This window comes from Desulfofarcimen acetoxidans DSM 771 (genome assembly GCF_000024205.1).
Lineage (GTDB): Bacteria > Bacillota > Desulfotomaculia > Desulfotomaculales > Desulfofarciminaceae > Desulfofarcimen > Desulfofarcimen acetoxidans.
In genome coordinates, this window is record NC_013216.1 from 710,482 (window position 1) to 722,064 (window position 11,583).

The 11,583-nt window shown below is 41.7% G+C and carries 15 protein-coding genes; all 15 read left to right on the forward strand.

Annotated elements, in window-relative coordinates:
* Positions 1-5: 5 nt before the first annotated feature.
* The 15 genes from DTOX_RS03375 to DTOX_RS03445 all read left to right on the forward strand — a co-directional run bounded on the left by DTOX_RS03375 (position 6) and on the right by DTOX_RS03445 (position 11,582).
* On the forward strand, positions 6-410 hold the full coding sequence (locus DTOX_RS03375) for a flagellar hook assembly protein FlgD (protein ID WP_015756326.1): 405 nt from the start codon (positions 6-8) through the stop codon (positions 408-410).
* A gap of 7 nt (positions 411-417) precedes the next feature.
* On the forward strand, positions 418-822 hold the full coding sequence (locus DTOX_RS03380; protein WP_157862839.1) for a TIGR02530 family flagellar biosynthesis protein: 405 nt from the start codon (positions 418-420) through the stop codon (positions 820-822).
* A 67-nt stretch (positions 823-889) separates the two neighbouring features.
* Positions 890-1,681, forward strand: coding sequence for a flagellar hook-basal body protein (locus tag DTOX_RS03385; protein WP_015756328.1), 792 nt, complete (start codon positions 890-892; stop codon positions 1,679-1,681).
* 15 nt (positions 1,682-1,696) lie between these two features.
* Positions 1,697-2,170 (forward strand): flagellar basal body-associated FliL family protein, encoded by a 474-nt coding sequence (locus tag DTOX_RS21270; protein ID WP_015756329.1) that lies wholly within the window; start codon positions 1,697-1,699, stop codon positions 2,168-2,170.
* A 27-nt stretch (positions 2,171-2,197) separates the two neighbouring features.
* On the forward strand, positions 2,198-2,584 hold the full coding sequence (locus DTOX_RS03395) for a FliM/FliN family flagellar motor switch protein (protein ID WP_015756330.1): 387 nt from the start codon (positions 2,198-2,200) through the stop codon (positions 2,582-2,584).
* Positions 2,574-2,960: a flagellar biosynthetic protein FliO gene (locus tag DTOX_RS03400; protein WP_015756331.1), complete on the forward strand. Its 387-nt coding sequence runs from the start codon at positions 2,574-2,576 to the stop codon at positions 2,958-2,960. The genes DTOX_RS03395 and DTOX_RS03400 overlap by 11 nt, the downstream gene beginning before the upstream one ends.
* The gene (fliP, locus tag DTOX_RS03405) at positions 2,938-3,720 is read left to right on the forward strand and encodes a flagellar type III secretion system pore protein FliP (RefSeq protein ID WP_042315345.1); all 783 of its coding nucleotides are present in this window, start codon (positions 2,938-2,940) and stop codon (positions 3,718-3,720) included. Before DTOX_RS03400 ends, fliP begins: the two co-directional genes overlap by 23 nt.
* Positions 3,721-3,759: 39 nt before the next feature.
* Complete coding sequence (gene fliQ / locus DTOX_RS03410; protein WP_422698398.1) at positions 3,760-4,005, forward strand: flagellar biosynthesis protein FliQ; 246 nt, start codon at positions 3,760-3,762, stop codon at positions 4,003-4,005.
* Positions 4,006-4,028: 23 nt separating this feature from the next.
* Positions 4,029-4,787 carry a flagellar biosynthetic protein FliR gene (gene fliR, locus DTOX_RS03415; protein ID WP_157863057.1) on the forward strand — a complete coding sequence of 253 codons (759 nt, stop codon included), beginning with the start codon at positions 4,029-4,031 and terminating at the stop codon, positions 4,785-4,787.
* Position 4,788: 1 nt separating this feature from the next.
* The gene (flhB, locus tag DTOX_RS03420; protein ID WP_015756335.1) at positions 4,789-5,853 is read left to right on the forward strand and encodes a flagellar biosynthesis protein FlhB; all 1,065 of its coding nucleotides are present in this window, start codon (positions 4,789-4,791) and stop codon (positions 5,851-5,853) included.
* Between the two features lie 41 nt (positions 5,854-5,894).
* Positions 5,895-7,961 (forward strand): flagellar biosynthesis protein FlhA, encoded by a 2,067-nt coding sequence (flhA, locus tag DTOX_RS03425; protein ID WP_015756336.1) that lies wholly within the window; start codon positions 5,895-5,897, stop codon positions 7,959-7,961.
* Positions 7,958-9,274, forward strand: a complete 1,317-nt coding sequence (flhF, locus tag DTOX_RS03430; protein ID WP_015756337.1) for a flagellar biosynthesis GTPase FlhF — start codon at positions 7,958-7,960, stop codon at positions 9,272-9,274. The genes flhA and flhF overlap by 4 nt, the downstream gene beginning before the upstream one ends.
* Entirely contained in the window at positions 9,255-10,127 is an 873-nt protein-coding gene (locus DTOX_RS03435; protein ID WP_015756338.1) for a MinD/ParA family protein, read from the forward strand. Before flhF ends, DTOX_RS03435 begins: the two co-directional genes overlap by 20 nt.
* Positions 10,128-10,138: 11 nt before the next feature.
* The gene (locus DTOX_RS21275) at positions 10,139-10,807 is read left to right on the forward strand and encodes a flagellar brake protein (protein WP_015756339.1); all 669 of its coding nucleotides are present in this window, start codon (positions 10,139-10,141) and stop codon (positions 10,805-10,807) included.
* Positions 10,808-10,832: 25 nt separating this feature from the next.
* The gene (locus DTOX_RS03445) at positions 10,833-11,582 is read left to right on the forward strand and encodes a sigma-70 family RNA polymerase sigma factor (RefSeq protein WP_015756340.1); all 750 of its coding nucleotides are present in this window, start codon (positions 10,833-10,835) and stop codon (positions 11,580-11,582) included.
* The last annotated feature ends 1 nt before the right edge of the window (position 11,583 follow it).

An 11,583-nucleotide genomic window follows, 5' to 3' on the forward strand; every position in this document is an offset into this window, starting at 1 on the left:
TATTTGTGATTAACAGTACTTCAGGTGTTAACGGCAGCGCGTCTACTGCCGGCAGTACAAATGCATCCGGCATGGTTTTGGACAAAGAAGCTTTTTTAAAATTATTTATTGAGCAGCTAAAAAACCAGGATCCGTTGAGCCCGCAAGATCCTAATGCTTTTATGAATCAAATGGCACAGTTTAGCGTTATGGAGCAGCTTATGAATTTGAATACATCAATAACACAGCTGATTGATCTGCAAAACCTCACGGAAGCGGCGTCATTAGTAGGTCGCACGGTAATGGTAACGGGAGCTGACGGTACTGAAATAAGCGGAACTGTGGAGAAAGTTCAGATTCGGCAGAATGCTAATAAGATTGTCATTGACGGTGAATCCTACGATATATCACAGATTGCACAAATAGGTTAAGGAATTTATGATGAACAGTAAAGGTAATAGCCTAAGCATATTTAAACAGCCGTTAGTACCTAACCCGACTAAACCGGTAAGACGTGATTTTGCAGAAAATAAACAGGCTTCGTTTAGTGATATTCTAACGCAAAATATACAACAAAAGCAAAGCGCGGTAAGATTCTCCGCTCATGCTGAAAGAAGGCTGCAGGAACGTAATATCAGTCTGGCCCAGGAAGATATAGCAAAAATAGGCCGCGCCATGCAGCAGGCTTCCTTAAAAGGGGCACGTGATTCATTGCTATTGTATGGCAACCTGGCGTTAATAGCCAGTATTAAAAATAATACTGTAGTAACTGCGCTCGACAGCGATGCTTTGCAAGGTGAACAAGTATTTACCAATATCGACAGCGCGGTAATTATAAAATAACAGCCGGTCCGCAAGGGGGCTGTGGCTGCCGACCGACGGAAGCAGCCGGTAAAAAGGAGGAAGTTAAATGATTAGATCATTATATTCCGGTGTTTCAGGTATGAAAAACCACCAAACCCGCATGGATGTTATCGGCAATAATATTGCAAACGTCAATACTACCGGGTATAAGTCCAGCAGGGTGCAATTCAAAGATGTTTTAGGTCAGACAATTGCGGGAGGTCAGGTTGCAAGCGGTGTAACGATAGCCGGTATAAATAAAGATTTTACTCAAGGCAGCCAAACAGCTACTGAAAACTCAACTGATTTATATATTCATGGTAACGGCTTTTTTATTGTTCAAGATCCGGGTGATCCTTCTATACTGTACTATACAAGGGATGGTTCTTTTCATGTTGACGATACTGGCCAACTAGTTAATAGTTTAGGTTACAAAGTATGTTCTAGTGACGGTAGTACTGAGATTGATCCTTTTACAGTGCCTTTAGATAGTATTAATATTGATATGAATGGGAAAATTTCCTATTGTACTGGTGGAAGCACAACACCAGAAGATGGTGGTCAAATTGGATTAGCAATGTTTAATGATTTAAACAGACTTATCAATAAAGGTAATAACCTGTACCAATATGATAATAAGCCTAATACTGATGGCAGTGATCCTGCTGAACCTATCTTCGGTGCTCCGGGATCAATAGGTTTGGGCACAGTAATCTCAAACAACCTGGAAATGTCCAATGTTGATCTAACTAATGAGTTTTCCAACATGATTATAACCCAGCGTGGTTACCAGGCAAATTCAAAGGTGATTACTACTTCCGATGAGATGCTGCAGGAATTAATAGGATTAAAACGTTAATTAAAGGGTGAAACCATGGCCACCGAAAAACCCGAAAAAAAGTCTGAGGGACAGGAAACCAAGAAATCTAAAAATAAACTAATTATAATTATCATAGCTATTGTTGTGTTGCTGGCCAGTGCTGCCGGTTCCTACTATTTCTTTGTTATCAAAGCGCATTCTTCTAAAGAGACTAAAAAGGAAGAACCCAAACCGGAAATCAGCACATTTGAACTCGGCAGTATTGTAGTTAATCTGGCTGATCAGGGGCACTTTCTTAGGGTTTCGCCTGTTTTGGAGTATGAAAAAGATGAAAAAATGGCTGAAGAAGTTAAGACCAGGAAATCTGAAATTATTGATCAAGTGATCACAATATTGCGGAAAAAGTCCGTAGAAAACTGCAGCAAGTCACTGGAAAGTATAAAAGAAGAGATTATTGCCGCCGCCAATAAAAGTATGGAGGAGCCGGTGTTTAAGAGATTGTACTTTGTGGAACTCTTAGTTCAGTAATGCCTGAAAAAGAGGGGGTAAACTGTTATGATGACAGAAGAACAAATCAGCGCCTTTTTATCCGGGAATAAAAGCGAGAAGACAGCAGTGCAAAAGCTACGGTTTACACCCTTGACTCCGGGCGGTGAACAGAGGATTAAAACCAGTATCAAACATATAGAGGATGTACCGGTTATTGTCACGGCAGAGCTTGGCGGGGCAGCCCTGACAGTCCGGGAGGTATTAAACTTATCTCCCGGGATGTTAATTAAGCTGGATGTTTTAGCCGGTGAACTGGTAACAATGAGCATAAATAATCAAAAGTTCGGGCGCGGTGAAGTAATGGTGATTAATGATAATTACGGTATTAGAATTACTTCCGTGTTTAAGCCTCATTCCTTTGAAAAGGAGGAGGCGGTGACCGGTGAGCAGTGATATTTACTGGTATTTGTTGAAATTGATTTTTGCCCTTCCCGTGGTGCTGTTTTTGGCTTATTACATCGTAAAGTTTGGGTTGTCCCGTCGCTTTCATGTAACCGGCAGGGGCAGGAGCATGCAGATTATCGAACAATTGCCTCTGGGGCCTAAGTCTGTACTAAGTATTGTGCAGGTAGGGAAATTTTATTACCTGTTGGCACAGCAGGAAAACGGTATAGTAATGTTGGAGAAAACAGATCGTTTGCCGGAAACGGTAATAACCAACTGTCATTTGCAGGAGAGTTGGCCAAATAATTTTAAAACAGTACTGGCAGAAAAACTATCCGCATGGAGTGGGAAAGACTTAAAGGATGAAAAAAAACGTGAAGAATAAAGATTTGTTTATAATTGCAGCTATTGCATCGACCATAGTTTTTTCCGCGGTTTTATTGCCCCGGTTGGCCTGGGCTGAGCCGATTCCCATACCCAATATTAATTTAAATGTCGGTCAAAGCGAGAACCCCGCTCAGGTAGTTGACAGTATAAAGCTGCTGGTTCTTCTTACTATTCTGTCCCTGATACCTGCCATACTGCTTATGATGACCTCCTTTACCAGGATTGTCATAGTGCTTTCATTTTTGCGCAATGCTCTTGGCACCCAGCAGACCCCACCCAACCAGGTGTTGATTGGCTTGGCCTTATTTTTAACTGTTTTCATTATGAAACCGGTCTATAATGATTTGAACGAGCAGGCTCTCAAACCCTATCTGGCTAATCAAATAACTCAAGAAGAAGCGCAGAACAGGGCTGCCGGACCTTTAAAGGAATTTATGTTAAAACAAACCAGAGAAAGTGATCTGGCTTTATTTATTGGTGTGGCTAAAGCTCAAAAGCCTCAAAACAGAAATGACGTTCCGCTGCATTTAGTAATCCCGGCATTTATCATAAGTGAGTTGAAAACATCCTTTCAAATGGGATTTTTAATTTATATACCATTTTTAGTAATAGATGCTGTAGTTGCCAGCACCTTAATGTCCATGGGTATGTTTATGCTGCCTCCGGCAATGTTTTCTTTGCCCTTTAAGCTTTTGTTGTTTGTTATGGTTGACGGCTGGTATCTGGTGGTCAAGTCTCTGGTGGAAAGTTTCCATTAAGAAAGGGCGTAAGAGATGACTCAGACATTTGCCATTCATATGGCCAGGGAAGCGTTTATTATGATGCTAATCTTAGCGCTGCCTCCTATAGGGGCCGGCTTGCTGGTTGGGCTGGTTGTCAGCGTGTTTCAGGCGGTTACTCAGATACAGGAGCAGACTTTAAGCTTTGTTCCCAAACTGCTGGCCGTTTTTGTGGTGCTTCTCTTGTTTAGTTCCTGGATGCTTAACATGATGATAGACTTTACATCGGATATTTTTAAGCAGCTGCCTAATATTACTAAATAGGGAGACGGGCTGTCTTGATAGATATGGATTTGTTAGTGGTCTTCTTTTTAGTTTTTATAAGGATAACCGCTTTTATGATGACCGCACCGTTTTTTGAGTATCGCAATATACCCAATCTGCTGAAGATAGGTTTTTCTCTGTTGCTGGCAGGGATTGTTTTTCCTGTTATAAAAACATCCGGTTTTAGTGTGCCCGGTGGAGTTTTGGGCTATATCCTGGCTGTAATGGCGGAGGCAGGTGTAGGCTTGATGCTTGGTTTGATAGCCTCTTTCATTTTTCACGGCATTCGTATGGCCGGTCAGCTCATAGATCTTCAGATAGGCTTTGCCATGGCCATGGTTTTTGACCCGTTAAGTGAAATGCAGACAACTATTATAGCCAGATTTTTAAATCTTTTGGCTTTAATATTTTTTCTTAATGTAAACGGTCATTACTATTTGATTGAGAGTTTGGTCAAAAGCTATGATCTGGTGCCTCTGACAGCAATGGCAATAAAGTCGGGTGTCGTTCTCACTGTAGTTAAGTTTTTCAGCGGGATGTTTGCCCTGGCTTTTCAGATAAGCGCGCCAATTATAGCCGTATTGGTGATTATAGATTTATCATTGGGGTTTGTTTCCAGAACAGTTCCGCAGTTGAATGTTTTTATGTTAGGTTTTCCCGTGAAGATTGTGGTGGGGATTTTAACACTCAGTGTTGTTGTTCCTGTGCTGGGCACATTGCTGCAGGACGTTTTTAAAACTATGCATAATAATATGTTAATCTTATTGCGGGGTCTTACATAATATGGCACAGGGTGGTCAGGAAAAAACCGAAAAGGCGACGCCGCGGAAACTGCTGCAAGCCAGGCGTAAAGGACAGGTAGCGAAAAGCTCGGATTTAAACGCGGCTGTCTTAATGTTAGCTGTGGTGCTGCTTTTTTATTCCATAAAGCAGCAGCAGCTCAGTTCTATGTATAAGTATTTTTCCTGGTATTTAGCTAATTTTACTCAATACCGGGAGAGTCAAGTGAGTTTAATGCAGCTAATGGTTAGTTTTTCTATCTACTACATAAAACTTATGGCACCTGTTTTAATAGTGGTTGTCATTGTTGCTCTATTAATTAATTTTATGCAGGTTGGTCTTGTTTTTTCTTCTGAATCAATAAAACCTCAGCTTAAGCGGGCCAATCCAATTGAGGGATTTAAACGTATTTTTACGGTCAGAAGTCTGGTTGAACTGGCTAAGAATATATTTAAGCTTCTGGTTATCGGGGGAATAACTTACAACCTGATATCAGGCAGATTTAACGAGTTATTATTGATCTTTTATGCAACACCTGCAATGATTTTTCAGACAGTCAGCGGGTTTATTCTTCGGATATTGGGTTGGGGCGGTATAGTTTATTTTGCCATGGCCCTGTTGGATTATTTGTACCAGCGCTACGAGTTCCAAAAGAGTATGCGTATGAGCAAACAGGATATTAAGGATGAATATAAGCAAACAGAAGGGGATCCTTTACTGAAGTCAAAACTGAGGGAAATGCAGCGAAAAATGTCACTCAGCAGGATCAGAGAGGAGATGCCTCGCGCGACTGTGGTTGTAACTAACCCCACTCACTTTGCTGTGGCCTTGAGATATAGTGAAGGCGATGCGGACGTTCCGCTGGTAACGGCTAAGGGTGCCGATTATCTGGCTTTACGTATGAGAGAAATGGCTAAAGAGTATAATGTGCCCGTGATCGAGCAAAGGGAGTTAGCGAGGCTGCTTTATGACCGGGTAGAAGTCGGAACGGAAATCCCCTACGAACTTTACCAGTCGGTAGCAGAAATATTGGCTATGGTCTATAAAAAGAAATCTTTGTATTTATAAAATATTTGTTTTAAAATGGTATGAGGAGGGGATTGCTGCATATGGCGGCTCCGTCGACAATGAGTATGCTTAAACAGAATACTGATTTGATTGTTGCCGCTTTTATCATAGGTATAATTTTAATGATTATTATACCGCTTTCCCCCCTGCTTTTAGATGTGCTTTTGACTATCAGTATAACTGTTGGTCTGGTTATTTTACTGATCACAATGTTTACAACCGAACCGCTGCAGTTTTCTGTATTTCCGACGTTGCTGTTAATAACCACATTATATAGGTTGGCGCTTAATATTTCTTCTACCAGGCTTATTCTAAGCACCGGAGCGGCAGGTAATGTTATTGATGCATTTGGCAACTTTGTGACTCAAGGAAATTATGTTGTTGGACTGGTAGTATTTATTATAATAACTGTTATTCAATTTATGGTTATTACCAGTGGCGCCGGGCGGGTATCTGAGGTAGCCGCCCGTTTTACACTGGATGCTATGCCCGGAAAGCAGATGAGTATTGACGCTGATTTCAATTCGGGCCTGATTACTGAGGGGGAGGCCAGAGAGAGAAGGAAGCGGCTGCAGCGCGAGGCTGATTTTTTTGGGTCTATGGACGGTGCCAGCAAGTTTGTGCGCGGTGATGCTGTTGCCGGCATAATTATCATACTCATTAATATTATCGGGGGCTTTATTATAGGTGTAGTACAGCAGAACATGCAGTTTGTGCAGGCTTTGCAAACTTTTACCGTTTTATCTATAGGTGACGGTTTGGTTAGTCAGCTGCCCGCCCTTTTAATTTCAACAGCCTCCGGTATTCTTGTAACCAGATCCACATCGGAAAATAGCCTGGGTGGGGATCTCTCGCAGCAGTTCCTGAATTTCCCCCGTGTTTTATATTTGGCTGCCGCAATTTTGCTTATACTGGGTCTAATACCTGCCATGCCGAATATTCTGTTTATCATGCTTTCTATCGGTACTGCCTTTGCTGCTTACATTATTACGAAAGAAGACTTGAAAAAGCTTGCTTCTGAGCAGGAAGCCAGCGCGCGGCAGGCTCAGGAGCAGCGCCGCGAGCCGGAAAATGTGCTGAACTATTTTCAAGTTGACCAGTTGGAAATCGAAATAGGCTATAACCTGATTACCCTGACTGATGAATCACGTGGAGGTGACCTGCTGCAGAGGGTGGCTGCCGTGAGGAGGCAGTGTGTTCTGGAGACAGGCATTTATGTGCGGCCGATTCGTATCAGAGACAATTTGCAGTTATCTTCAAATTCCTATGTATTTAAAATAAAAGGCAATGTTATTGTTGAAGGAGAAGTAATGCCCGGTTATTTTCTGGCCATGGATCCTGTTGGTATGAATGTTGATGTGCCCGGTATCTCTACTATTGAACCTACCTTTGGGCTGCCGGCCTGGTGGGTATCGGAGAACGACCGGGAGCAGGTTGAGCTGTCCGGTTTGACAGTGGTAGACTGTTCAACTGTACTGATCACTCACTTAACGGAATTTATTAAACAAAATGCCCACGAACTTTTGGGACGTCAGGAAATCAAGGAATTACTGGATGTAGTGCGGGAGAGTAACACGGCACTGGTAGATGAGCTGGTCCCGGGATATCTTTCTATGGGAGAAATACAGAAAGTCCTGCAGAATTTGCTGAAAGAAAGAGTATCCATAAGGGATTTAACGACTATTTTGGAATCATTATCAGAAAGCGCCCGTTTTACTAAAGATCCTGATTTTTTATCGGAGAATGCCCGTCAAGCTCTGGGGCGTACTATCTGTCAGCCATTGGAAGGGCCGGGACATACCTTATCGGTAATTACACTGCATCCCAAATTAGAGCAAATTATATCAGATTCGATACAAGATACCAGAATGGGAACTTATCCTGTGCTTGACCCACAAATGGCTGCAAAAATAATGGAAAAGACCAGTGAAGTTGTGGAAAGGGTTATGCTAAAGGGCATTAATCCCGTGATTCTTTGCTCGGCCCGCGTGAGATTGCCGTTTAGGCGACTAACGGAAAGAGCGCTGCCTAATATATCTGTACTCTCAATTAACGAAGTACCCTCCAATCTAGGGGTTGAAGCGGTTGGGACGGTGATAATGGATTGAAAGTAAAAAAATACCTGGTAAATGATATGAAAGAGGCACTGTACCTTATAAAAAAAGACCTTGGTCCCGAGGCAATGATTATTAACAGCAGAAAAGTCAGACGCAAAGGTTTGTTGGGCTTTTTCATTAAGCGTAAGCTGGAGGTTACCGCTGCAGTGGATGAACCTGTGGTAAATGAGAAGAGGCAGGAATTAAGCCAGGCTGTGGGAGCGGGTCCGGTCAGCTCACCCGCGCCGGTGGAAAGGGTAATGCGAGGTGAAGCTGCTGCCCGTACCAGAGCTCAGTTAGCTTACAATATTGCCGGTACAACGGTTGGAAAAGCGAGGGAAAGCGGTTTTTCAACCGGCGGTACAATAAACAGTCCCGGCAGCAGTTCAGTTAGCAGCTTGTCTCTGCGCGATAAAAATATTCAGCCGGTTAACTCCGAAAGTAAGTTGCATAACGAGTTATCTGAAGTAAAACTGCTGCTAAATCGTATAATGAGGGATAAAGATACTTCTCATGAGGACATTTTTATCAGTAAATGGCGGCAAATTCTTCTGGATACTGATATGGACGAGGTGCTTGTTGAGCGCTTGCTGGAAGACGCCAATGACAGGTATGACAGCGGACGTTCAGATCGGGATGAAATGCTTAAGGTTAACTTAATTAATAAAATAACCGGCTTGATAGAGCCTGCCTATCAGGATATAAGTTTTGGTAAGGTATACGCTTTTATAGGACCGACCGGAGTCGGTAAAACTACTACATTAGCTAAGCTGGCCGCCCAATTTTCACTTTTTTATCAGAAGGACATAGCGTTAATTACTATAGATACTTACCGTATAGGAGCTGTCGAACAACTGAAGACCTACGGTGAAATTATAGGTGTTTCGCTGGATGTAGTTATGACGCCTGAGGATCTGCACAGGGTTATTATGCGGCACAAAGACAAGGATATAATATTGATTGATACTGCCGGTCATCCCTCGAATAATGCCGTGTATGTGCAGGAATTAAAGGGCTTTTTAGACGTTATCAGCCTGCCGTTGGATATTTTCTTGGTTTTAAGTGCGACAACAAAGAATAAGGATATGTTTAAGATTATTGACGAATTCGGCAGAAAGGATATTTCAAAAATCATATTCACTAAAATAGATGAGACAGAATCTTTAGGCGCTATGTTAAATATAATTTATCGCACTAATATACCAATTTACTATGTGACGGACGGGCAAAGTGTTCCTGATGATATTGAACAGGTATACCCCAAGAAACTGGCAAAACTTCTCTTAAAGGGGGTGAGCAATCAAAATGATGGACCAGGCTTCTAAGCTTCGCGCTTTAGCCAATGATGCAAATGTGGAGTTTGCTGCTAAACCTGAGAGAGGGCCACGCATCATAACTGTTACCAGTGGCAAGGGCGGTGTCGGTAAGACTAATTTTGTAGTGAACCTTGGATTGTGTTTAGCTAAAATGAAGCAGCGGGTAGTCATTTTTGATGCTGATTTGGGTTTATCTAATGTAGATGTCTTGATGGGTGTGACTCCTCCCGGCAATTTATATGAGTTGTTATACAATAATAAAAACATAAAAGAAATTATAGCACAGGGACCGATAAATTTACGTTTTATTTCCGGAGGCTCCGGATTTCATGAGTTATCAAATCTGGATCAAAAACAGCGTCAAAACCTCATTAACAGTTTGAATTATTTCCAGAGTGAAACCGATTTTGTATTAATAGATACAGGAGCGGGAATATCCAAAAATGTTTTAGGTTTTGTGGCCGCGGCGGAAGAGGTTATTGTAATCGTTACTCCTGAACCGACTTCTTTGGCGGATGCCTACAGTTTAATTAAAATTATGTCCAAATTTAATGTGCAATCGGAAGTTAACCTAATTGTTAACATGGCTTCTAATATACGGGAAGGGCAGCAGACTGCTGATAAAATAATAATGATTGCTAACCGGTTTTTGCAGATAAAAGTAACCTTTTTAGGTTCCATATGTACGAATCCGGTGGTTGTCCAGGCAGTAAAAAGCCAGAATCCGTTTGTGCTTTCCCATCCTTATTCTACAGCCACTAAGAGTTTAACGGTTATTGCCGAAAACTTAATTAATGGTTACCAACAGCCGGTTAAGGGAGTATCTGGATTTATAGGTAAACTAATTAGTCTTTTCGGCTAGGGGGTAACATCTTGGGTGAAAGCATATTAAAAATCAATACCAGAATCGAAATAGCAAAAGTAGGAAGCCTTGAATATTATACCTCTTCGATTCAAGATATAAAGGATGACGTGTTATATATAGGCATGCCGACTCTTTGCTCAGATCCGTTGGTTTTGACACCGGGGCAAAAGGTGACAGTACGTTTTCCCGGTATTTCTGAAAGGTATCAATTTAGCAGTACTTTCTTAAGTTTCGTTAAAGACCCCATAGTATTATATCGTTTAACTATGCCAAATGAGATAAAGAGAATTCAGCAAAGAAATTATTTCCGCGTGGATACGCTATTAGAAGTATTTGTATCAGAAATTCCCGAAATTGGTGAAGAGGAGAATTATATCAAGGCAAATGCTCTTGATATAAGCGGCGGCGGCATGAAGTTATTGATTAAATTATTGCCTGATCAGACTTATCATGTTGGCAAAGAGCTTTTGGTAAAATTTAATATAACAGCTAATAATGATGAACTGGTTGAGATCAAAACCAGAGTTCGTATAGTAAGAGAAGACCAATTGGCGACACAAACAAGACCAGGGCAGCGATTAGGGTGTTATGGTGTTTCATTTGTGGGATTAAGTGAGAAGTTTAGAGAAAAAATCATTAGTTTTATTTTTCGCATAATGGCTGTAAGAAATAAATAAGCTACAGGTAGGTGATTGCCCCCGAATGGAGCCGAAAAAGCTGTGGGAAGCGTACATCAGTAACCGTGATAAAAAAGCCCGCGAAAAGCTTATTTTAATGTATCTCCCTCTTGTTAAGCATTTGTCGGGTCGGTTGGCGGTAAGACTACCTATCGGCATCAGTTATGAGGATCTGGAGGGGTATGGGGTAGTCGGTCTGATTGAATCGATTGAGAAGTTTAATCCTGCCAAAGGTGTTAGCTTTGAGACTTTTGCCTACCGTCGTATACGGGGAGCAATCATTGATGAAGTCAGAAAACTTTACTGGGTACCCAGAACTCTCTGGCAGAAATTTCAGGCAGTTAACGCAGAGAGAGAACGTTTGCGAAGAATAAACGGTGACAATGTAACTGATGAGCAGGTTGCTGCTTCATTAAACATATCAATAGCAGAACTGCATAAAACTTCTAATTGCTACAACCAATTGAATATGAATTCACTGGATGAAGTATTAACTTCTTCTGACGGTGATTCTGTGAGGCTGGGTAATTTGATACCTGATCCGAACAGTCCTGATCCTCTTGATGTGGTTGAGGAGCAGGATGGTCGTCGTATTCTGGCAGAAGCAGTGAATTCTTTAAATGAGAAAGATCGCTTAGTTATGGCCCTTTATTACCAGGAGAGATTAACTTTGAAAGAAATCGGACAGGTTTTGGAAGTATCAGAATCAAGAGTTTGTCAGCTTCATGCCCGTGCGATGTCCAGGTTAAGGCAGAAAATTAAGGAGATGCTTTAAT

Excerpts from the sequence above, each read along its gene's own strand:
- DTOX_RS03395 (WP_015756330.1), top strand. The coding sequence starts at position 2,198 with ATGATGACAGAAGAACAAATCAGCGCCTTTTTATCCGGGAATAAAAGC.
- flhB (WP_015756335.1), top strand. The coding sequence starts at position 4,789 with ATGGCACAGGGTGGTCAGGAAAAAACCGAAAAGGCGACGCCGCGGAAA.
- DTOX_RS03380 (WP_157862839.1), top strand. The coding sequence starts at position 418 with ATGATGAACAGTAAAGGTAATAGCCTAAGCATATTTAAACAGCCGTTA.
- DTOX_RS03385 (WP_015756328.1), top strand. The coding sequence starts at position 890 with ATGATTAGATCATTATATTCCGGTGTTTCAGGTATGAAAAACCACCAA.
- flhA (WP_015756336.1), top strand. The coding sequence starts at position 5,895 with ATGGCGGCTCCGTCGACAATGAGTATGCTTAAACAGAATACTGATTTG.
- fliR (WP_157863057.1), top strand. The coding sequence starts at position 4,029 with ATGGATTTGTTAGTGGTCTTCTTTTTAGTTTTTATAAGGATAACCGCT.
- DTOX_RS03445 (WP_015756340.1), top strand. The coding sequence starts at position 10,833 with ATGGAGCCGAAAAAGCTGTGGGAAGCGTACATCAGTAACCGTGATAAA.
- fliQ (WP_422698398.1), top strand. The coding sequence starts at position 3,760 with ATGGCCAGGGAAGCGTTTATTATGATGCTAATCTTAGCGCTGCCTCCT.
- DTOX_RS21270 (WP_015756329.1), top strand. The coding sequence starts at position 1,697 with ATGGCCACCGAAAAACCCGAAAAAAAGTCTGAGGGACAGGAAACCAAG.
- fliP (WP_042315345.1), top strand. The coding sequence starts at position 2,938 with ATGAAAAAAAACGTGAAGAATAAAGATTTGTTTATAATTGCAGCTATT.
- DTOX_RS03435 (WP_015756338.1), top strand. The coding sequence starts at position 9,255 with ATGATGGACCAGGCTTCTAAGCTTCGCGCTTTAGCCAATGATGCAAAT.